The following is an 18,671-nucleotide window of genomic DNA, read 5'->3' as shown; positions in this document are numbered from 1 at the left end:
ATGGACGTCCTCCTGGACGCCGTCGTGTCCGTGGGCCGGGGCCTCGAGCTGGAGACGACGCTGCACCGGGTGGTGCAGGCCGCCGCCGCGGTCGTCGACGCCCGCTACGCCGCCCTCGGCGTGCTCGGCGACGACCGGAGCATCGCCCGGTTCCTCACCGTGGGCATGTCCGAGGAGGAGATCCGCGCCATCGGCCCGTTCCCGACGGGGCACGGGATCCTCGGCGAGCTCATCCGCGACCCCCGTCCGCTGCGGCTGCCCGACATCGCCGCGGACGCGCGCTCCGTCGGGTTCCCGGCGCACCACCCGCCGATGCGCAGCTTCCTCGGCGTGCCGCTGAAGGTGCACGGGCAGCCGTTCGGCAACCTCTACCTCACCGAGAAGCGTGGGGGTGGGCAGTTCACCCATGACGACCAGCGGCTGCTGGAGGGGTTCGCCACCGCCGCGAGCTTCGCCGTCGAGAACGCGCGCCTGTACGAGGAGACGCGACTGCGGGAGCGGTGGCTGCGGGCCGACGACGAGATCGCACGGCGCCTGCTGTCCGGCGAGGACCCGGACAGCGTGCTCGACCTGGTCGCGGCGGAGGCGATCAGCGTGGCCGCGGCCGACACGGCCGGGATCGCCGTGCCGGTGGACGACGACCCGGACCGGGACCCCCCGGTCCTCGTCGTCCGCTCGGCGGTCGGGATCCGGGCGGAGAGCCTGCGCGGGCAGGTGCTGACCCCGCCACGCTCGTTCAGCGCGATGGCGTTCGTGGACGGGCGGCCCGTCGTCACCGCCGACGCCACCACCGACGACCGCGCCGACGTCGCCCTGCACCCGGACGGCACGCTCGGCCCCGTCGCCGCCTTCCCGCTCGTGGGCCGCGGGCGGCGGGCGCGCGGCGTCCTCGTCGTCGGGCGGGTGCGCGGCGCCGACCCCTTCCCGACCGTCGTCGTCGAGGCATTGGGGGCGTTCGCGAACCAGGCCGCCGTCGCGCTCGAGCTGGCCGAGCGGCGCGCGGACGCGGCCCGGCTCGCCGTGGTGCGCGACCGGGACCGCATCGCGCGCGACCTGCACGACCTGGCGGTGCAGCGCCTGTACGCCACGGGGCTCTCCCTGCAGACCGTGGACCGCCGCCTCGCCGCCCCGGGCCCCCTGGCCCCCGAGGAGACCCGTGAGACGGCAGGGCGGGTCGGTGCGGCGATCGACCAGATCGACGAGACGATCGACCTGATCCGCACCACCATCCGCGGGCTGCGCGACCCGGGCGGCGACCTCCCGCACCGCGTCGGCACGCGCTCGCTGCTCCTCGCGGAGGCCGACGCCGCGACCCATGCGCTCGGCTTCGCCCCGACCGTCCGGTTCGAGGGCCCGATCGACGCCCAGGTGCCCTCCACCGTCGCGGCGCACCTCGTGGCCGTGCTGCGGGAGAGCCTGTCGAACGCGGCCCGGCACGCGCGCGCCACACGGGTGCGGGTCGGCCTGCGCGCCGACGGAGACCTGATGCTGACCGTCGTCGACGACGGCGTCGGGATCGCCGCCGACGCGCCCCGCAGCGGGCTCGCGAACCTCTCGCGGCGGGCGGCGGAGCTGGGCGGCTCGTTCGAGGTGCGGCCGGGCAGGGCCGGCGGCACGGCGCTGCGCTGGCGGGTGCCGCTCGTGCCCGGGGGCAGCGGCGTCGCCGGCGCGGGTCAGGAGGCGGCGGACGGCTTGTCGGGGTCGTCGGGCCGGCCGAGCTGATCGAGCCGCACCGCGAGGACCGCCGCCTGCACCCGGCGCTCGAGGCCCAGCTTCGCCAGGAGGCTCGACACGTAGTTCTTCACGGTCTTCTCGGCGACGAACAGCTCGGCGCCGATCTGCCGGTTCGTCAGGCCCTCGCCCACGAGCACGAGGATGCGCCGCTCCTGGGGGGTGAGGTCGGCGAGCGGGTCGTCGGCCGCGGTCTTCTCGCGCAGGCGTGCCATCACGCGGCCCGTGGCCCGCGGGTCCAGCATGGAGCCGCCCGCCGCCACCGTCCGGATGCCCGCGACCAGGTCGGTGCCGCGCACCTGCTTGAGCACGTAGCCGGACGCGCCGGCGAGGATCGCGTCGAACAGGGACTGGTCGTCGTCGAACGACGTGAGCATGAGGACCGCCACGTCGGTGCGCGAGCGCAGCTCCCGGCAGACGCTGACCCCGTCGCCGTCGGGCAGCCGGACGTCGAGGACGACGACGTCGGGCCGCAGGGCCGGGACCCGCGCGAGGGCCTCCGCCGCCGTCCCGGCGGTCCCGACGACCTCGAGGTCGGCCTCCATGCCGAGCAGGTCGGCGACGCCGCGGCGCACCACCTCGTGGTCGTCGACGAGGAACACCCGCACGGGCGCACCGGTCATGGGCTCACGCTAGCCCTCCGGCGCGCCCTCGGCCGGGCGGCCGTCGCGGGCAACCGTCAGACGCCGCCGTCGAGGTCCTCGAGGCGCGCGACGCTGGGCTCCCGCTCGGCCCGCAGCCGGGCGGAGACGTCCTCCGCGGCGCGCAGCGCGCGCAGCACGTTGCCGCTGGTCAGACCCGCCAGGTCGGCGTCCGACCAGCCGCGGTCGGCCAGCGCCGCCAGCAGTGCCGGGTAGCCGGAGACGTCGCGCAGCTCGTCGGCGAACCCTCCCGCGCCGTCGTAGTCGCCGCCCAGGCCGACGTGCGCCGCCCCCGCGACCTCGCGCACGTGCTCGACGTGCGCGACGACGTCGTCGAGCGTCGTCGGCGGCTTGGGGTGCGTCGCGGCCCAGGCGGTGGAGAACCGGTCGAACTCGGCGATGTCGTTCGGCGCGATCCCCGCGGCCCTCGCGGCCGCCCCGGCCTGCGCCCGCCACTCGCCGATGGCCGGGGTGACGAAGCTCGGCACGAACGTCACCATGCACACGCCGCCGTTCTCGGCGAGGCGCGCCAGGACGTCGTCGGGCACGTTGCGCGGCACGTCGGCGACCGCGCGCGCGGAGCTGTGCGAGAAGATCACCGGCGCCTCGGAGACGTCGAGGGCGGCGCGCATCGTGCCCGCCGAGACGTGCGAGAGGTCCACGAGCATGCCCAGCCGGTTCATCTCGCGCACGACCTCGCGGCCGAACGGCGTCAGCCCGCCCTGGTCGAACCGCCCGTCCGCGGGGCGCTCGTCCGTGGCCGACTCCGCCCACGGGTTGTGGTGGTTGTGCGTGAGCGTCATGTACCGCACGCCCAGCTCGTACAGCATGCGCAGGGCGCCCATCGACGAGTCGATCGACTGCCCGCCCTCCGCGCCCATGAGCGACGCGACCCGGCCCTCCGCCCACGCGGCCACGACGTCGTCGGCGCTCGTCGCGAGGCGGAAGTGCTCGGGCCAGCGCGCCACCATGCGGCGCACGGCGTCGACCTGCTCGAGCGTCGCCGTGACCGCGGCGCTGCCGGGCAGGTTGGACGGCACGTACACCGACCAGAACTGCGCGCCCACGCCCCCCGCGCGCAGCCGCGGCACGTCGGTGTGCGTACGGCCGTCGGTACCGGCCTCCAGGTCCAGCCGCGACCAGTCGTACGCGACCTGGTCGCGCGCCTCCCACGGCAGGTCGTTGTGCCCGTCCCAGACGGGATGCTCGCGCAGGAGCGCGGCGATGCGGTCGGTGTGGTCCGCTGAGCTGGTCATCCCCCGAACCTAGCGACGGCCGCCGCGCAGCCGGTCGATCTCGCGCCGCTCGCGCTTGGTGGGGCGGCCGGCGCCGCGGTCGCGCACGCCGACGACCTCCCGCTCCTGGCGGGTGGGCACCGGCGGGCTCTCGTCGCGGTACGCCTTGACGGCCAGCGGAGCGCCGACCCGCTTGGGCAGCAGCTCGACGACGACGACCTTGCGGTCGCGCAGCGGGTCGCGCCAGGTGACGGTGTCGCCCACGGTGACGGACGTCGACGGCTTGGCCACCGTGCCGTTCACCCGCACCCGCCCCGACCGGAGCAGGGCGGCCGACGACGACCGGCTCTTGAAGAGCCGCACCGCCCACAGCCACACGTCCACGCGCACGACGTCAGCCTCTCACGACGACCGCCCGGCCAGGCCGCTCTCGTACGCCGCGATGACGAGCTGTACGCGGTCGCGGCACCCGAGCTTGCGCAGCACCTCCGACACGTACGACTTCACGGTCTGCTCCCCGATGAACAGGGCGTCGGCGATCTCCGCGTTCGACAGCCCGCGCGCGACGGCGAGCAGGACGTCCGTCTCCCGCGGCGTGAGCGTGCCCAGCTCCGGCGCCGGACGCCGTGCGGCCGCCCGGGCCGCGAAGTCGTCCACCAGCCGCCGCGTGACCTGGGGGCCGAGCAGCATCGACCCGTCCGCGACGAGGCGGACGCCCTCGATCAGCCGCTCCCCCGTCACGTCCTTGAGCAGGAACCCGCTCGCCCCGGACCGCAGGGCGTCGTACACGTACTCGTCGAGGTCGAACGTCGTGAGGATCAGCACGCGCGTGGCGGGGTGGTCGGCAGCGATCCGGGCGGTCGCGGCGATGCCGTCGAGCACCGGCATGCGGACGTCGACCACGGCCACGTCCGGCTCCGTGCGGGCGACGAGGTCGAGCAGGTCCCGGCCGTCCCCGGCGGTCCCGACCACCTCCAGGTCCGGCGCCGAGCCGAGGATCGCGGTGAACCCGTGCAGCACGACCGGCTGGTCGTCGGCGACGACGACCCGTGTCACGCGACGCCCGCGGCGTCGCGCCGGACGTCGCGTCCGACGGCGGGCACTGCCTCGCGCGGGCCGACCGGCAGGCTGACGACGAGCACGAACTCCGGCCCCTCCCGCTCCGCCGTCACGACGCCGCCGAGCGCCTCGACCCGCTCCCGCATGCCGATCAGCCCGCCCCCGGGCACGACGTCGCCCGCCCCGGCCGGGTGGTCGACCGGGTTGGTGACCCGCAGCCCGGCGACGTCCGACACGAGCGCAAGCGTGATCGTCGTCGGCGCGCCGGGCGCGTGCCGCCGGGCGTTCGTCAGCGCCTCCTGCGCGGCCCGGTAGAGCACATAGCCCTGCGCGGCGGGCACGTCCTCGCAGTCCCCGGCGAGCGCGACGTCCTGGCCCGCCGCCCGTGCCTGCTCGACGAGGCCGGCGATGTCGCAGGCCGTCGGCTGCGGCGCCCGGGCGGTCCCGTCCGTGCGCTGCAGCACGGTGAGCACCTGACGCAGCTCGCCCAACGCCTCGCGCGCGTCCCCGGCGATGTCGGCGAGCACCCGGCGGGCGTCGTCGCCCAGGTCCGGGTACGTGTACGGGGCCGACTCCGCGCGGACGGCCACGAGGGACACGTGGTGCGCGACGACGTCGTGCAGGTCGCGGGCGAGGCGCGCGCGCTCGACGGCGACGGACTCCACCTCCAGCGCGTGGCGCTCCGTGGCGGCGGCGGCCAGCGAGCGCCGCGACGACGCGCGCGCCGTGCGGACGACGGCGGCGACCCCGACGACGAGCGCCACGGCCACCGTGTAGATCAGGCCCGCCTCGGCAGGACGCTCGCCGTCGTAGCTCCCGGCGTGCACCGGGCCGATCGGGAGCGCCGCGGGCACGTTGGTGAGCGCGTAGAGCCACGCTCCCGCGAGGGTGACCACGAGCGGCACGACGGCGCGGCGCCACGAGTCCTGGACCACCAGGCACGTGATCATCAGCAGGGCCAGCCACCAGCCCCACACGAACGTCCCGAGCAGCGGGACCGTGAGGAACGGCCAGGCCGCCAGGAGCGTCGCGAGGACGGGACGACGGCGGGCGACGAGCACCGCGGTGACGCAGCTCAGCCCCGCCGCCCAGGCGACGAACCACAGGAAGTACCCGGAGTCGAGCCACGAGGTCTCGACCAGGTAGGGCGTGCCCGCGGGGGTGTCCCAGGTGCCGTCCGGCTGCTCGACGGCGAGCGGTGCCTCCTCGACCCGCAGGGGCGACGCCAGGAGGAAGAGGCCGAGCACCGCGGCCATCGCCGCGGGCGCGACCCACGCGCGGGCGGGCCGGAGGGGGTTCGGCGCGGCGACGGTCGAGGTCATGGCGACGATCATGGCCGCTCGGACGCCCCGCCCACCACCGCCGAGCGGGGGAGATCCGGTCCCCCGCGCGGGGGGACTACTTGGTCGACGCCGGGTCGCTGTCGCCGATGTGCCCGGGCGCGGTGACGGCGAGCACGCGCTGCACGAACGCGCAGTACTCGTCCATGTAGTGCCGCAGGAAGCCGGCGGTGCTCTCGTTCGACACCTCGCCGTCCGGTCCGAAGTCGTCGGCGACGAAGGTGATGTAGGCCTCCGGGGCGTTGAGCTGCGGCGCGTCGAGGAAGCTGAGGACGGCGCGCATCGACGACTGCATGACGGCGGTGCCGATGCCGCCCGGGGACGCGCCGATGATGCCGACGGGCTTGCGCGCGAAGGAGTTCTGGCCCCACGGGCGCGAGCCCCAGTCGATGGCGTTCTTCAGGGCGCCCGGGATCGACCGGTTGTACTCCGGCGACACGACGAGCAGGCCGTCCGACGCCTCGACCGCCGTCTTGAAGGCCCTCCCCTCGGGCGGGTAGTCGGCGTCGTAGTCCCAGCTGTAGAGCGGGAGGTCCCCGATGGGGATCTCCGTGAACTCGAGGTCCTCCGGCGCCAGCCGGACGAGCGCCCGCGACAGCGTGCGGTTGATGGAGCCCTTCGCGAGGCTCCCGACGATGTAGCCGATCTGGTACGTCATGACGTCTCCCTGTTCCTCCGGTGCCGCGGCAGCTGCGCCAGGAGCGCCTCCGCGGCGGCCAGGTCACGGCCGTACACCGCCGGGACGCGGCGCTCCCCGGGCAGCGTGCCGCCGACGGCTTCCTCGACGACCATCCGTCGGGTGACGGCGGCGCCACCGGGGCCGTCGTCGTCCCGGAGCTCCACCGCGCCCACGACCCGCAGCAGCGGGATGCGCAGGAGCCGCGCGAGCAGGTGCACCCGGATGATCACGGCCACGGGTCACCCGCCGAGCCTGATGTCCCCGTACGGGTCCGCCCCCGCGCGCGACGACCCGGACCGGCGGCGCGCCTCGCCGTCGCGACCGCCGTCGTCGTCGACGCTCCCGCCGTCGTCCTCGCCGTCGAGGCGGGCGCGCAGGCCCGCGACGAGCGCTCGGGCGCCGGCCTCGATCTGTGCGTACCGCTCCCGCCCGGCCCGGGTGCCCACGACGTACCCGAGCCCGAAGAACAGGGCGCGGCCGAGCGTCCTCCGACCGATCATCCTGACCCCTCCTGGCCCTGCCGCGTGCGGATCGCCGACGCGACCGCGCTCGCGGCCGTCACGCCGACGACCGACCCGAGCGCGATCAGCCCCGACCGCACCGCCGTGCCGCCCGACCGCCGCGACCTGCGCCCCAGCGCCTCCGCGACCCGGTCGGCGAACGTCTTCTTGCGCCACCACGTCATCGTCGTGCTCCCGTCCCTATCGGTCGTGCTCGTCCTTGTGCCTGCGGATCCTCGTGACGATCTGCTCCTTGCGCAGGGACGTCGGCAGGTCGAGGCCCATCTCCACCCCGAGCGCGCGCAGCTCGTCCTTCGTCATCGCCTTGAGGTCCAGCGGGCCGGTGTCGGCGTCCGCTCCGAGCTGCCGTCCCTCGGACGCCACCTCCCGACGGCGCTCGTCGGCCTCCTCGACCCGCCGTCGGGCCTGCTCCGCCTCCTCCTCGGCCTCACCCGCGAGCCGGTCGGCCCGGGCCCTGGCCTCGTCGGCCGCGCGCCGGGCGTCCTCCGCCGCGGCCTCGGCCAGCTCCCGGGCTCGCGTCATCTGCTGGCGGGCGCGCTCGACCGCCTCCTCGGCCTTCGCGCGAGCCCGGTCGGCCTCCGCCCTGACCTGCTCCACGTGCTTGCCGACGTCGGCCTCCGTCTCCTCCACCCGTCGGGCGGCGAGCTCGGTGGCCCGCCCGCGCTTCGCCGCGACGTACTCGTCCGCCTCGCGCTGCGCCTCCGCGGTGACCCGCTTCACCTCGCGGTCGCCCTCCGCGCGGGCCTCGGCCACCCGGCGGTCGCCCTCGGCCTCGGCCTCGGCCACGGCGTCGGCCTGCTCCTTCGCATGGCGGGCCTCGTCGTGCGCCCGCACCTCGAGCTCGTGCGCCCGCTCCATCGCGGCGTCCACCCGGCTCAGACGGCGCTGGTCGCCGTCGCCCGGGAAGGGGTTGGCGTCGGCCAGGGCGGCGACCGCCTGCTGCCCGGCCGACTGTGCGGTGCGGCCGGCGGACTGCACGGTGCGGCCGGCCGTGCGGGCCGGGCTCTTGACGCCCGCGTCCAGCATCCACAGGACGTTGCGCGGCAGGTCCGTCACGCCGCGCCGGGCCTGCCTGCCCAGCCACGTCATCGGGTTGGTCCTCGTCATGGGCTCCTCCTCGACTCGGGCAGCCGAACGACCACCGATGGCGCCCCCTGACGACTTCGTGCCCCTCCAGCACACGCCGGACCCCGCATGCACGCACGCCCACCTCTCGTCGGGTGCCCGGCCGGTGGCGTTGCTAGCGTCTGCCCCATGGCTGAACCCACGGCTGACGTGCGCGTCGAGGAAGACCTGCTCGGACCGAAAGAGGTCCCTGCGCAGGCGTACTACGGGATCCACACCGTCCGGGCGATCGAGAACTTCCCGATCTCCGGGACGACCATCAACGACGTGCCGGAGATGATCCGCGGCATGGTGATGGTGAAGAAGGCGGCGGCGCTCGCGAACCGGGAGCTGCGCGCCATCCAGCGGGACGTCGCGGACGCCATCATCGGCGCGTGCGACGAGGTGCTGGTCAAGGGGCGCTGCCTCGACCAGTTCCCGATCGACGTGTTCCAGGGCGGCGCGGGCACCAGCGTCAACATGAACACCAACGAGGTGGTGGCGAACCTCGCGCTGGAGCTGTCCGGCTTCCCCAAGGGCCGCTACGACGTCATCAACCCGAACGACCACGTCAACAAGTCCCAGTCCACGAACGACGCCTACCCCACGGGCTTCCGCCTGGCCGTCCATGCCCTGACCGAGTCGCTCGTGGTGGCGGTCCGACGCCTGTCGCGGGCGTTCGACGAGAAGGCGTCGGAGTTCGCCGACCTGCCGAAGATGGGCCGCACCCAGCTGCAGGACGCGGTGCCGATGAGCCTGGGGCAGGAGTTCGCCGGCTTCTCCGTCAACGTCGCGGAGGAGGTCAAGCGCCTGCGGAACGCGGCCGACCTGCTGCTCGAGGTGAACCTGGGCGCGACGGCGATCGGCACCGGCCTCAACACCCCGCCGGGCTACCCGAAGGTGGCGGCGCGGCGGCTCGCGGAGGTGTCCGGGCTCGGCACGGTGCCGGCGGAGAACCTCGTCGAGGCCACCTACGACAACGGCGCCTACCTGGCCGTGCACTCCGCGGTGAAGCGGCTCGCGGCCAAGCTGTCGAAGATCTGCAACGACCTGCGCCTGCTGTCCTCCGGGCCGCGCGCGGGGCTCAACGAGATCAACCTGCCCGAGCTGCAGGCCGGCTCGTCGATCATGCCCGCCAAGGTGAACCCGGTGATCCCCGAGGTCGTCAACCAGGTCTGCTTCAAGGTCATGGGCAACGACGTGACCATCACGCACGCCGCCGAGGCCGGGCAGCTCCAGCTCAACGTCATGGAGCCCGTGCTGGCGGAGTCGATGTTCGAGTCGATCCGGCTGCTGACCAACGCGTGCGACGCGCTGCGCACCAAGTGCGTCGTCGGGATCACCGCGAACGCCGACGTCATGCGGCAGCACGTGCTCGGCTCCATCGGCATCGTCACCTACCTCAACGAGGTGATCGGGCACCACAACGGCGACCTCGTGGGCAAGGAGGCGGCCCGCACCGGCGCCTCGGTGCGCGACGTCGTCGTCGCGCGCGGCCTGCTCACCGCCGAGGAGGTGGACAAGATCCTCACCACCGAGAACTTCCTGCACCCGCGCTACAGCGGCCGCTTCTACGCGCCCGACGAACGCGGCATCCCGCCGCTGGGCGAGGAGGGCGAGTCCTCGCGCGTCGTGGAGTCCGACGACGCGACGGGCGCGCCGTCCGACCCCGGGCACGAGCACGACGAGGCCTCCGACGAGACGGGTGAGGCCGCCCGGTGATCGTCGTCCAGTTCGCCGTCCTCCTCCTCTTCGTCTTCATCGGCGCGCGCCTCGGCGGGATCGGGATCGGGCTGGCGGGCGGCGCCGGCGTCATCGTCCTCGGGCTGCTGGGCCTCGAGGTCGACCCGGCGACGGGCGTCCCCTGGGACGTGCTGGGCATCATCATGTGCGTCATCGCGGCCATCGCCGCGATGCAGGCCGCCGGCGGGCTGGACTACCTCGTGGCGAAGACGGAGGTGCTGCTGCGCGCCCGCCCGCGCAGCATCACCTTCCTCGCGCCGCTCGTCACGTACGTCATGACGGTGTTCTCCGGCACCGGTCAGGTCGCCTTCTCGACGCTGCCGGTGATCGCGGAGGTGGCGAAGGAGTCGAACGTGCGGCCGTCGCGGCCGCTGTCCATCGCGGTGGTGGCGTCGCAGATGGCGATCGCCGCCTCGCCCATCTCCGCGGCGGTGGTGGCGATGGCCGCCGTCGTGGAGCCGCTGGGCGTCGACTACATCACGCTGCTCACGGTGGCCGGCGTCTCGACGCTGGTCGGCTGCATGGTCGGCGCCGTCGTCGCGTCCCGGCAGGGGGTGGAACTGCAGGACGACCCCGTCTACCAGGAGCGGCTCGCCAAGGGGCTGGTGAAGCGCCGCGAGCGCACCGAGTTCGTCGCCAAGCCGCGGGCGCTGCTGTCGCTGTTCATCTTCGCGGCGGCGCTGCTGGTCGTCGTGCTCTACTCGACGGCGGTGTCCGACTCGGTGGGCCTCATCGAGAACCCCACCATCACGCGCAGCGGCGCCATCATGACGTTCATGCTGCTGGCGGGGCTGCTCATCGCCCTGCTGTGCAAGATCGACGTGGGCACGGTCATCACGCAGCAGACGTTCCGCAGCGGCATGAGCGCCGCCGTCTGCATCATCGGCGTCGCGTGGCTGGGCAACACGTTCGTGCAGGGGCACACGGCCGAGATCGAGGAGCTGGGCGGCGACATCATCGAGCGCTACCCGTGGATGCTCGCGGTCGTGCTGCTGCTCGCGTCGGCGCTGCTGTACTCGCAGGCGGCGACGACGATCGCCCTCATGCCGGTGGCCGCCGGCATGGGCGTGGCGGCCACGACGATGGTCGCGTCGTTCCCCGCCGTCACCGGCCTGTTCCTGCTGCCGACCTACACCACCGTGGTCGCCGCCATCGAGCTCGACGACACCGGCACCACCCGCATCGGGAAGTACCTGTTCAACCACTCGTTCATGGTGCCGGGGCTGGTGGCCGTCGCGTCCGCCGTCGCCATCGGCTTCGGCCTGGCGCCGCTGCTGATCTGACCGCCGTCAGACGTCGAGCCAGGGCGCGCGGGCGTACTCCTCGTCCGTGACGTGCTCCAGCCAGGTGGTCGTGGCGGCCGGGTCGTCGGCGTTCTCGAGCATCGCCAGGTGCTCCATGAAGTCGTCCGGCGACGCCCCGTGCCAGTGCTCCTCCCCCGGCGGGCAGTAGACCGTCTCGCCCGGCCGGGCCTCGACGACCACGCCGTCGCGCGTGCCGACCAGCGCGACACCCGACACGACGTGCAGCGTCTGCCCGCGGGCGTGCGAGTGCCACGCGGTGCGGGCCGCGGGCGCGAACCGCACGAGCGCCACGACCATCCGCTGGTCGCCCTCCTGCGGCGTGACGATCGGGTCGAGCCACACGTCGCCGCGGAACTGCTCGGGCGGGTTCTTCGTGGTCGCGGGGCGGGGAAGCTTCTTCATCGGTCGGTGGCTCCTTCTCGGGCGGAGGCGGCGGGCGCCGTGAGCGTGGTGGCCGCCCACGACGCCAGCAGCTTGAGCCCGTCCTCGGACGGCGAGCCGGGCTGCGCGCTGTAGACGTTCATCTGCAGCCCCGGGTCGGCGGGCAGCACGAGGGCCTCGTAGTCGAGCTCGAGCAGCCCGACCGCCGGGTGGTGAAACACCTTCGTGCCCGTGCGGTGCAGGCGCACGTCGTGCGACGCCCACAGCCGGCGGAAGTCCTCGCTGCGCGTGGACAGCTCGCCCACCAGGGCGGTGAGGGCCTTGTCGTACGGGTTCTTGCCCGCCTCGGCGCGCAGGATCGCGACGGCGTCGTGCGCCATCCGCGGCGACTTCTCGCCGAAGAACGCCGCGGCGGCGTCGGGGTCGAGGAAGTGGAAACGGGCGCTGTTGACCGGCTTGCCCGCGACCTGCTCCGGCGAGTCGTACAGCGGCGCGTACAGGGCGCGGCCCAGGACGTTCGTGCCAAGGACGTCGAGCCGTCCGTTGCGGACGAAGGCGGGGACGTCGCCCATGGCGTCGAGGATCCGCTGCACGGCCGGGCGCACGGAGCCGGGCGGGGTGCGGCGCGCCCGCGACCGGGCCGCGCCGGACGCGTTGGCGGCCCGCGCGAGGTCGAACAGGTGCAGCCGCTCCGCCTCGTCGAGCTGGAGCGCCTCCGCGAGCGACTCCAGCACCTCCTCGGACACCCCGCCGAGGTTCCCGCGCTCCAGCCGGGTGTAGTAGTCGACGCTCACGCCCGCGAGCATCGCCACCTCCTCGCGCCGCAGCCCCGGCACGCGCCGGTTGCCGCCGTACGCGGGCAGGCCGGCCTTGTCCGGGGTGATCCGCGCCCGGCGGGTGGCCAGGAACTCGCGCGTCTCCGCCTTCAGGTCCATGCCTCGACGGTACGTCGGCGCCCCCGGCCCCGGGAGGTACTGGCGTTACCGGGGACGCCCGGGACTCCCCCGCCCGCGCGGGCCGCCGTCTGATGGACGGCATGACCAGCGCACCCTCCGCTCCCACCGGCGTCCTGACCAGGACCACCGCAGAGCCCCCGACCCGTCGCGGCACCACCGCGGTCCTGGCGATCATCCTCGTCGGCTACTTCATGGTGATCCTGGACAACTCGATCGTGATCACCGGGCTGCCGCACCTCCAGGCCGAGCTCGGCATGTCCGCGACGGCTCTCGCCTGGGTGCAGGACGCCTACCTGCTGACCTTCGGCGGCCTGCTGCTGCTCGGCGCCCGCGCGGGCGACATCCTCGGGCGACGGCGCATGTTCGTGGTCGGGCTGGCGCTGTTCACGCTCGCGTCCGTCGCGGTCGGGCTCGCGCCGACGGGCGGCTGGCTCGTCGCGGCGCGCGCCGTGCAGGGCGTCGGCGCCGCGGTGCTCGCGCCGTCGACCCTCGCGCTGCTCACGGCGAGCTTCCCCGAGGGGCCCGAGCGGACCCGCGCGACGGCGGCCTACGGCGCGGTGGCAGGCATCGGCGCGAGCGTCGGGCTCGTCGTCGGCGGCCTGCTCGCCGACCTCGTCTCCTGGCGCGCGGGCTTCCTCGTGAACCTGCCCGTCGGCGTCGTCATGCTGGTCGCCGGGCTGCGGGTGCTGCCGGAGACGCCCCGGTCCCCCGGCCGCTTCGACGTCCCGGGGGCGCTTCTGGCCACGCTCGGCCCGTCGTCGCTCGTCTACGGGTTCGTCCGCGCCGGGGACGACGGTTGGGCCGATCGCGGGACCCTCGCGGCGCTCGGGCTCGGCGTCGCGCTCCTGGTCGCCCTGGTGGTCGTCGAGCGCAGCGCCGCGCAGCCGGTGCTGCCGCTCGGGCTGTTCGCCAGCCGCGAGCGCGTGGGCGCCTACGCGGCCCGGCTGCTCTTCATCGGCGCGATGATGGGCTTCTTCCTCTTCACCAGCCAGTACCTGCAGGACGAACGCGGCTTCTCGGCGCTCGCGGCAGGCTTCGCCTACTTCCCGATGACGGCGGTCAACTTCGCCGTCGCGCTCGCCGTGCCGCGCCTGCAACGACGGACGAGCGGCCCGGTGCTGCTCGTGGCCGGGCTGGTGCTCGCCGTCGCGGGCATGGCGTGGCTGGGCGCGGTCGACGCCGGCACCTCGTACACCGTCGGCATCGCGCTGCCGATGACGCTCGTCGGCGCCGGGCAGGGCCTCGCGTTCGGGCCGCTCACGGCGTCGGGCATCGCGGGCGTCGACCGATCGCAGGCCGGCGCCGCGTCGGGGGTCGTGAACGCGGTGCACCAGCTCGGCGGCGCGCTCGGCATGAGCCTCGTGCTGGCCCTGACCAGCACGTACGCCGCGGCCATGACCGCCGGCGCGGTGCTGCTGCTGGCCGCGCTCGTCGCCGCCGTCCTGCTCGTGCTCCCCTCGGCACGTCGAAGCCCAGGTGCGTGAGCCGCTCGTCGCCAGCACGTACATTGCGAAGCCTGCTCGTGGACCCGCGACCTGTTGCTCGTGGATTCGCGGCGTCCTGCTCGTGGATTCGCGGCGTCCTGCTCGTGGATTCGCAGCGGCTCTGCGGGAGGTTCCCCCGGGCGGGGTACCAGCAGGACCTCCCGCACCTGGCGACCCGCTCGTAGCGTGAAGGACATGACGAATCCCGTCCCCACCCTCACCCTGAACAACGGCGTCGAGCTGCCCGCCCTCGGGTACGGCGTCTTCCAGACCCCGCCGGACGAGACCGTCGCGGCGACCGCCGAGGCGCTGCGCGTCGGCTACCGGCACATCGACACCGCCGCCGCGTACGGCAACGAGCGCGAGGTCGGCGAGGCGCTCCGCCGCTCCGGCGTCGACCGCGCGGACGTGTTCCTCGAGACGAAGGTCTGGATCAGCGACTACGGGTACGACGCGACGCGGCACGCGTTCGACAAGAGCGCCGGCAAGCTGGGCGTCGACACGATCGACCTGCTGATCCTGCACCAGGCCCTGCCGTCGCGCTTCGACCTCACCGTCGACGCCTACAAGGCCCTCGAGTCCCTCCTCGCGGACGGCAGGGTCCGCGCGATCGGCGTCAGCAACTTCATGCCCGAGCACCTGGACCGGCTGCTGGCCGAGACGTCCGTGGTGCCCGCCGTCAACCAGGTCGAGGTGCACCCGTACTTCCGCCAGCCCGACGTGCTGGCCGCCGACGCGGCGCACGGCATCCTCACCCAGGCGTGGTCGCCCATCGGCGGCATCACGTTCTACCGCGACTCCGGCCACACCAGCACGCTGCAGGACCCGACGATCCTGCGTCTCGCCGAGGCGCACGGCGCGACGCCCGCGCAGGTGATGCTGCGCTGGCACCTGCAGCAGGGCCGCTCCGCCATCCCCAAGTCCGTCACCCCGCACCGCATCGCGGAGAACTTCGACGTGCTCGACTTCGAGCTCACCGCCCCCGAGCTCGCCGCCATCGACGCCCTGGACACCGGCCGCCGCGGCGGCCCCGATCCCGCCGACGTCACGCTGGAGACGTTCGGCCGCGAGATCCCGGAGGCCTGACCGATGCCCCTCGCCGACACCTCGCTCGCCGCCACCGACCCGGAGCTGGTCGCGATCGCGGACCGGTTCGCCGACGACGTCGAGCGCGACGCCCCGCTCGCCCCGCGCCTGCGGGGCCTGCTGCGGGTCGCCGCCGTCGTCGCGACCGGCGGCACCGCCGTCCTGCGGGTCGAGCTCGACGACGCCCTCGCCGCCGGCGTCACGCCGGTCGAGCTCAAGGAGGTGCTGTACCAGGCGGTCCCGTACGCGGGGCTCGGCCGGGCGGTCGACGCGCTGGTGGTGGCGAACGAGCTGCTCGCCGACCACGACGTCGAGCTCCCGCTGCCCGGGCAGGCCACGGTGACGCCCGCGACGCGCGCCGCCGACGGCCTCGCCGTGCAGAAGCGGATCGTCGGCGCCGACGCGGTCGACGCCATGCACGCGAACGCCCCCGCCGACGAGCAGCACGTGCAGCGCGCCCTGGCCGCGCACTGCTTCGGCGACCACTACACGCGCGGCGGCCTCGACGTTCCGACCCGCGAGCTGGTCACGCTGGCGCTGCTCGTCGCGCTCGGCGGGGCCGACCCGCAGGTGGCCGGGCACGTGCGCGCGAACCTCCACGTCGGCAACGACCGCGCCACGCTGGTCGCGGTCGTCACCCAGCTGCTGCCCGTCGTCGGCTACCCGCGCACGCTCAACGCCCTGCGCGCCCTCGACGACGCCGCCCCGTTCCCCGCCGAGGAGGAGTCATGACCGACTGGAACCCCGCCGACCTGGCGGCGATCGACGGCGACGGCGAGCTCCGCGTCGCAGCGCACCGCCCCGACGGCACGCTGCGCACGCCCCGCATCGTGTGGCACGTCGTCGTGGACGGCGCGCTCTACCTGCGCTCCGTGCGTGGTACCGAGGGCGCCTGGTACCGGGGCGTGCAGCGCACCGGCACCGGAGAGATCGACGCCGGCGGCGTCCGCGCCGAGGTGACCTTCACCCGCGACGACGCCCACGACGACGCGATCGACCGCGCGTACCACGCCAAGTACGGCGACGGCTCGGCCGTGCGGTCGGTCACCAGCCCGACCGCGCGCTCGACCACCCTGCGCGTGGAACCGCGCTGACCTCCCCCGCACCCTCGGCCGGACCGCCCGGGTGCGACGGTCGGCGGCGGGGCCGACGATCGGACGAGGCATCGGAGGTGGCCCATGAGCACCCGTGACGACGTGGCCGAGGAGCTCCCGCCGCCGCACGACTTCGCGCGCCGCGCCGAGCACGGCAGGAGCGCCCGCCGCCGCACCCCGAGGGCATCCCACGCGGGATGGACTCCCCCGCCCGACCGCCCCGACCCGGTCGCCCTCCTCGAGGAGCAGGAGGCCACCCGGGTGCCGGAGCTCCTGCCGATCCGGCACCGGCGGATGATGGTCTCGCCGTTCACCTTCTACCGGGGCGCCGCGCTGCTCATGGCGACGGACCTCGCCCGGACGCCCGCGTCGGGGATCGTCACGCAGGTCTGCGGCGACGCGCACCTGTCGAACTTCGGCGTCTTCGGCACGCCCGAGCGGGCGATGGTGTTCGACATCAACGACTTCGACGAGACGCTCCCCGGCCCGTGGGAGTGGGACGTCAAGCGGCTGGCCGCCAGCGTCGAGGTCGCGGGCCGGCACCGCGGCTTCGACGCCGGCCGGCGCCGCGACATCGACCTCGCCGTCGTGCGGGCCTACCGCGAGCGCATGCTGCGGCTGGCGGGGTCGGGCGTGCTCGAGGGGTGGTACGACCGGCTCGACACGGACCGTGTCGTGGCCTGGGTCGAGGCCGAGCACCGCGCGAAGCGGGTCGGCCGCAAGCAGGTCGACCGGCTGGAGGCCGACCTCGCGAAAGCCCGGACGAAGGACAGCACGCGCGCGACCGCCAAGCTCGTCGAGGTGGTCGACGGCGAGCCGCGGATCGCGGCCAGCCCGCCGCTCGTCGTCCCCGTCGAGGACCTCGTGCCCCTCGCGCGCGACCGGGAGCGGGCGGAGGAATGGATGCGGGGCCTGATCGCCTCGTACCTGCCGACGCTCCAGCCGGAGCACCACCCGATGGCGGAGTACTCGTACATGCACCTGGCGCGCAAGGTCGTCGGCGTCGGCAGCGTCGGCACGCGGGCCTGGGTCGTGCTGCTGCGCGGCCGCGACGAGGGGGACACCCTCGTGCTCCAGGCCAAGCAGGCGGAGCGCTCGGTGCTGGAGCGCTTCCTGCCGGCCAGCCGGTACGCCAACCACGGCGAGCGCGTGGTGCGCGGGCAGCGGCTCATGCAGGCGGCCGGCGACGTCTTCCTCGGCTGGCAGCGCGTCGCGGGCGTGGACGGCGTCGTCCGCGACTACTACCTCCGCCAGCTCTACGACTGGAAGGGCGGGGTGGACGTCGAGGCGATGGACGCCCCGGGCGCGCGCGCCTACGCCCAGCTCTGCGGAGAGGCGCTCGCGCGGGCGCACGCCCGCTCCGGCGACCGCGTCGCGATCGCCGCCTACCTCGGCCACGGCGACGTCTTCGACCGGGCGGTCGCGGACTTCGCCGCGGACTACGCGGACCAGAACGACCGCGACTACGCCGCCTTCCTGGACGCCGTCGCGTCGGGCCGGCTCGAGGCCGCGGAGGCGTGACGGGCGCGCCCCCGCACGGGCATGGAGGTCTCGGCGAACCGGCCCCACGGTCCCGTCCCGGCTCTACCCGCGGTAGCGCTCCACGACCTCCGCGGGGCGGACGGTCGCCTGGTCCGGGTCGCCGCCGAACTCCCGTGCCGCGTGCCGCTGCCGCAGCAGGTCCCAGCACTGATCGAGCCGGGTCTCCGTCGCGGCGAGCTCGTCGTGCTCGGTGCTCGCGTCGATCTCACCCTTCGCGAGCCGCTCGCGCAGCTCCCGTTCCCGGGCGATGAGGTCGCTGATGGTCTGCTGGATGTCGCGGTCGGTCGCCATCGTCCGATGGTCTCGCGCCGGGGCGTGCGCGGCAGCCCGGAGCCTCAGGGCCGGGACGCCAGGACCATCCCGAGACTGTGCGGCGCGGACTCGACGAAGCCCATGCTGCGGTACAGGGGCCGGCCCGGCGCGTCCGCCATGAGGGTGACGTACGGGTCGGCGGGCGCGCGCTCGGCGATCTGGTCGAGCAGCCACCCGAGCACCCGCCGCCCCAGGCCCTGGCGCTGGTGGGCGGGCAGGGTCGCCATGTCGGCGACGTGGAAGTACCAGCCGCCGTCGCCGAGCACGCGGCCCATCGCGACGGCCTCCCCCGTCGGCCGGTGCCGCACGTGGACGAACGCCCAGCTGTTCGCGACGGCGTACCCCGCCTGCTCGGGAGTCTTCGGGCTCAGGCCCGCGTCGCGACGCAGCCGCACGTAGGCCTCGACGTCCGGTGCGGTGGGGACGAGCTCGTACGGGTCCGCGGCGTCGGTCATGCCG

The 18,671-nt window shown here is 74.6% G+C and carries 21 protein-coding genes and 1 pseudogene; 8 read left to right on the top strand and 14 right to left on the bottom strand.

What is annotated here, in order from left to right:
* Entirely contained in the window at positions 1 to 1,722 is a 1,722-nt protein-coding gene (locus tag ACFVS0_RS10335) for a GAF domain-containing protein (RefSeq protein ID WP_430587890.1), read from the top strand.
* On the opposite strand, the gene ACFVS0_RS10330 is transcribed toward ACFVS0_RS10335, so the two are convergent.
* From ACFVS0_RS10330 to ACFVS0_RS10285, 10 genes are all read right to left on the bottom strand, one after another.
* Entirely contained in the window at positions 1,674 to 2,354 is a 681-nt protein-coding gene (locus ACFVS0_RS10330) for a response regulator (protein WP_430587889.1), read from the bottom strand. The two genes, ACFVS0_RS10335 and ACFVS0_RS10330, sit on opposite strands and share 49 nt — an antisense overlap.
* A gap of 56 nt (positions 2,355 to 2,410) precedes the next feature.
* Positions 2,411 to 3,628, bottom strand: coding sequence for a dipeptidase (locus tag ACFVS0_RS10325; RefSeq protein ID WP_430587888.1), 1,218 nt, complete (start codon positions 3,626 to 3,628; stop codon positions 2,411 to 2,413).
* 9 nt (positions 3,629 to 3,637) lie between these two features.
* Entirely contained in the window at positions 3,638 to 3,997 is a 360-nt protein-coding gene (locus tag ACFVS0_RS10320) for an RNA-binding S4 domain-containing protein (protein ID WP_430587887.1), read from the bottom strand.
* A gap of 12 nt (positions 3,998 to 4,009) precedes the next feature.
* Positions 4,010 to 4,663, bottom strand: coding sequence for a response regulator (locus ACFVS0_RS10315; RefSeq protein WP_430585228.1), 654 nt, complete (start codon positions 4,661 to 4,663; stop codon positions 4,010 to 4,012).
* Positions 4,660 to 5,988 carry a sensor histidine kinase gene (locus tag ACFVS0_RS10310; protein ID WP_430587886.1) on the bottom strand — a complete coding sequence of 443 codons (1,329 nt, stop codon included), beginning with the start codon at positions 5,986 to 5,988 and terminating at the stop codon, positions 4,660 to 4,662. Before ACFVS0_RS10310 ends, ACFVS0_RS10315 begins: the two co-directional genes overlap by 4 nt.
* A gap of 76 nt (positions 5,989 to 6,064) precedes the next feature.
* Positions 6,065 to 6,664 carry an NADPH-dependent FMN reductase gene (locus ACFVS0_RS10305; protein WP_430551455.1) on the bottom strand — a complete coding sequence of 200 codons (600 nt, stop codon included), beginning with the start codon at positions 6,662 to 6,664 and terminating at the stop codon, positions 6,065 to 6,067.
* A complete protein-coding gene (locus ACFVS0_RS10300; RefSeq protein WP_430587885.1) occupies positions 6,661 to 6,921 on the bottom strand; it encodes a hypothetical protein in 261 nt (86 codons plus the stop codon). The genes ACFVS0_RS10305 and ACFVS0_RS10300 overlap by 4 nt, the downstream gene beginning before the upstream one ends.
* Positions 6,922 to 6,924: 3 nt before the next feature.
* Positions 6,925 to 7,185, bottom strand: a complete 261-nt coding sequence (locus ACFVS0_RS10295) for a hypothetical protein (RefSeq protein ID WP_430551457.1) — start codon at positions 7,183 to 7,185, stop codon at positions 6,925 to 6,927.
* Complete coding sequence (locus ACFVS0_RS10290; protein WP_430551458.1) at positions 7,182 to 7,370, bottom strand: hypothetical protein; 189 nt, start codon at positions 7,368 to 7,370, stop codon at positions 7,182 to 7,184. Before ACFVS0_RS10290 ends, ACFVS0_RS10295 begins: the two co-directional genes overlap by 4 nt.
* A 16-nt stretch (positions 7,371 to 7,386) precedes the next feature.
* Positions 7,387 to 8,313, bottom strand: a complete 927-nt coding sequence (locus tag ACFVS0_RS10285; RefSeq protein WP_430587884.1) for a hypothetical protein — start codon at positions 8,311 to 8,313, stop codon at positions 7,387 to 7,389.
* 147 nt (positions 8,314 to 8,460) lie between these two features.
* On the opposite strand from ACFVS0_RS10285, the pseudogene aspA reads away from it, so the two are divergent.
* Both aspA and ACFVS0_RS10275 read left to right on the top strand, forming a co-directional pair.
* Positions 8,461 to 9,894, top strand: a pseudogene (gene aspA, locus ACFVS0_RS10280) (aspartate ammonia-lyase); the annotation flags it as partial.
* Between the two features lie 134 nt (positions 9,895 to 10,028).
* Complete coding sequence (locus ACFVS0_RS10275; RefSeq protein ID WP_430587883.1) at positions 10,029 to 11,336, top strand: anaerobic C4-dicarboxylate transporter; 1,308 nt, start codon at positions 10,029 to 10,031, stop codon at positions 11,334 to 11,336.
* A gap of 6 nt (positions 11,337 to 11,342) precedes the next feature.
* Here ACFVS0_RS10275 and ACFVS0_RS10270 read toward each other — a convergent pair whose 3' ends face one another.
* Positions 11,343 to 11,759, bottom strand: coding sequence for a cupin domain-containing protein (locus ACFVS0_RS10270; RefSeq protein WP_430563377.1), 417 nt, complete (start codon positions 11,757 to 11,759; stop codon positions 11,343 to 11,345).
* On the bottom strand, positions 11,756 to 12,673 hold the full coding sequence (locus ACFVS0_RS10265; protein ID WP_430587882.1) for a helix-turn-helix transcriptional regulator: 918 nt from the start codon (positions 12,671 to 12,673) through the stop codon (positions 11,756 to 11,758). Before ACFVS0_RS10265 ends, ACFVS0_RS10270 begins: the two co-directional genes overlap by 4 nt.
* 101 nt (positions 12,674 to 12,774) lie before the next feature.
* Between ACFVS0_RS10265 and ACFVS0_RS10260 the strand changes: the two genes are divergently transcribed.
* From ACFVS0_RS10260 to ACFVS0_RS10240, 5 genes are all read left to right on the top strand, one after another.
* Positions 12,775 to 14,178 (top strand): MFS transporter, encoded by a 1,404-nt coding sequence (locus ACFVS0_RS10260; protein WP_430587881.1) that lies wholly within the window; start codon positions 12,775 to 12,777, stop codon positions 14,176 to 14,178.
* Between the two features lie 195 nt (positions 14,179 to 14,373).
* Positions 14,374 to 15,264, top strand: a complete 891-nt coding sequence (locus ACFVS0_RS10255) for an aldo/keto reductase (protein ID WP_430587880.1) — start codon at positions 14,374 to 14,376, stop codon at positions 15,262 to 15,264.
* Between the two features lie 3 nt (positions 15,265 to 15,267).
* Positions 15,268 to 15,996, top strand: a complete 729-nt coding sequence (locus tag ACFVS0_RS10250; protein ID WP_430587879.1) for a carboxymuconolactone decarboxylase family protein — start codon at positions 15,268 to 15,270, stop codon at positions 15,994 to 15,996.
* Positions 15,993 to 16,358, top strand: coding sequence for a DUF2255 family protein (locus ACFVS0_RS10245; protein WP_430587878.1), 366 nt, complete (start codon positions 15,993 to 15,995; stop codon positions 16,356 to 16,358). Before ACFVS0_RS10250 ends, ACFVS0_RS10245 begins: the two co-directional genes overlap by 4 nt.
* 84 nt (positions 16,359 to 16,442) lie before the next feature.
* Entirely contained in the window at positions 16,443 to 17,879 is a 1,437-nt protein-coding gene (locus tag ACFVS0_RS10240) for a DUF2252 domain-containing protein (protein WP_430587877.1), read from the top strand.
* Positions 17,880 to 17,942: 63 nt separating this feature from the next.
* On the opposite strand, the gene ACFVS0_RS10235 is transcribed toward ACFVS0_RS10240, so the two are convergent.
* Both ACFVS0_RS10235 and ACFVS0_RS10230 read right to left on the bottom strand, forming a co-directional pair.
* Entirely contained in the window at positions 17,943 to 18,191 is a 249-nt protein-coding gene (locus tag ACFVS0_RS10235; protein ID WP_430551468.1) for a DUF2630 family protein, read from the bottom strand.
* A gap of 44 nt (positions 18,192 to 18,235) precedes the next feature.
* Positions 18,236 to 18,667, bottom strand: a complete 432-nt coding sequence (locus ACFVS0_RS10230) for a GNAT family N-acetyltransferase (RefSeq protein ID WP_430551469.1) — start codon at positions 18,665 to 18,667, stop codon at positions 18,236 to 18,238.
* Positions 18,668 to 18,671 lie beyond the last annotated feature (4 nt).

It is taken from the genome of Isoptericola sp. NPDC058082, from assembly GCF_042885055.1.
Lineage (GTDB): Bacteria > Actinomycetota > Actinomycetes > Actinomycetales > Cellulomonadaceae > Isoptericola.
This window is presented reverse-complemented; position numbering and strand designations above follow the sequence as displayed.

Coding starts and splice junctions, on each gene's coding strand:
- ACFVS0_RS10335 (WP_430587890.1), top strand. CDS start 1: ATGGACGTCCTCCTGGACGCCGTCGTGTCCGTGGGCCGGGGCCTCGAG.
- ACFVS0_RS10330 (WP_430587889.1), bottom strand. CDS start 2,354: ATGACCGGTGCGCCCGTGCGGGTGTTCCTCGTCGACGACCACGAGGTG.
- ACFVS0_RS10325 (WP_430587888.1), bottom strand. CDS start 3,628: ATGACCAGCTCAGCGGACCACACCGACCGCATCGCCGCGCTCCTGCGC.
- ACFVS0_RS10310 (WP_430587886.1), bottom strand. CDS start 5,988: ATGACCTCGACCGTCGCCGCGCCGAACCCCCTCCGGCCCGCCCGCGCG.
- ACFVS0_RS10305 (WP_430551455.1), bottom strand. CDS start 6,664: ATGACGTACCAGATCGGCTACATCGTCGGGAGCCTCGCGAAGGGCTCC.
- ACFVS0_RS10295 (WP_430551457.1), bottom strand. CDS start 7,185: ATGATCGGTCGGAGGACGCTCGGCCGCGCCCTGTTCTTCGGGCTCGGG.
- ACFVS0_RS10290 (WP_430551458.1), bottom strand. CDS start 7,370: ATGACGTGGTGGCGCAAGAAGACGTTCGCCGACCGGGTCGCGGAGGCG.
- ACFVS0_RS10285 (WP_430587884.1), bottom strand. CDS start 8,313: ATGACGAGGACCAACCCGATGACGTGGCTGGGCAGGCAGGCCCGGCGC.
- ACFVS0_RS10270 (WP_430563377.1), bottom strand. CDS start 11,759: ATGAAGAAGCTTCCCCGCCCCGCGACCACGAAGAACCCGCCCGAGCAG.
- ACFVS0_RS10265 (WP_430587882.1), bottom strand. CDS start 12,673: ATGGACCTGAAGGCGGAGACGCGCGAGTTCCTGGCCACCCGCCGGGCG.
- ACFVS0_RS10260 (WP_430587881.1), top strand. CDS start 12,775: ATGACCAGCGCACCCTCCGCTCCCACCGGCGTCCTGACCAGGACCACC.
- ACFVS0_RS10255 (WP_430587880.1), top strand. CDS start 14,374: ATGACGAATCCCGTCCCCACCCTCACCCTGAACAACGGCGTCGAGCTG.
- ACFVS0_RS10250 (WP_430587879.1), top strand. CDS start 15,268: ATGCCCCTCGCCGACACCTCGCTCGCCGCCACCGACCCGGAGCTGGTC.
- ACFVS0_RS10245 (WP_430587878.1), top strand. CDS start 15,993: ATGACCGACTGGAACCCCGCCGACCTGGCGGCGATCGACGGCGACGGC.
- ACFVS0_RS10240 (WP_430587877.1), top strand. CDS start 16,443: ATGAGCACCCGTGACGACGTGGCCGAGGAGCTCCCGCCGCCGCACGAC.
- ACFVS0_RS10235 (WP_430551468.1), bottom strand. CDS start 18,191: ATGGCGACCGACCGCGACATCCAGCAGACCATCAGCGACCTCATCGCC.
- ACFVS0_RS10230 (WP_430551469.1), bottom strand. CDS start 18,667: ATGACCGACGCCGCGGACCCGTACGAGCTCGTCCCCACCGCACCGGAC.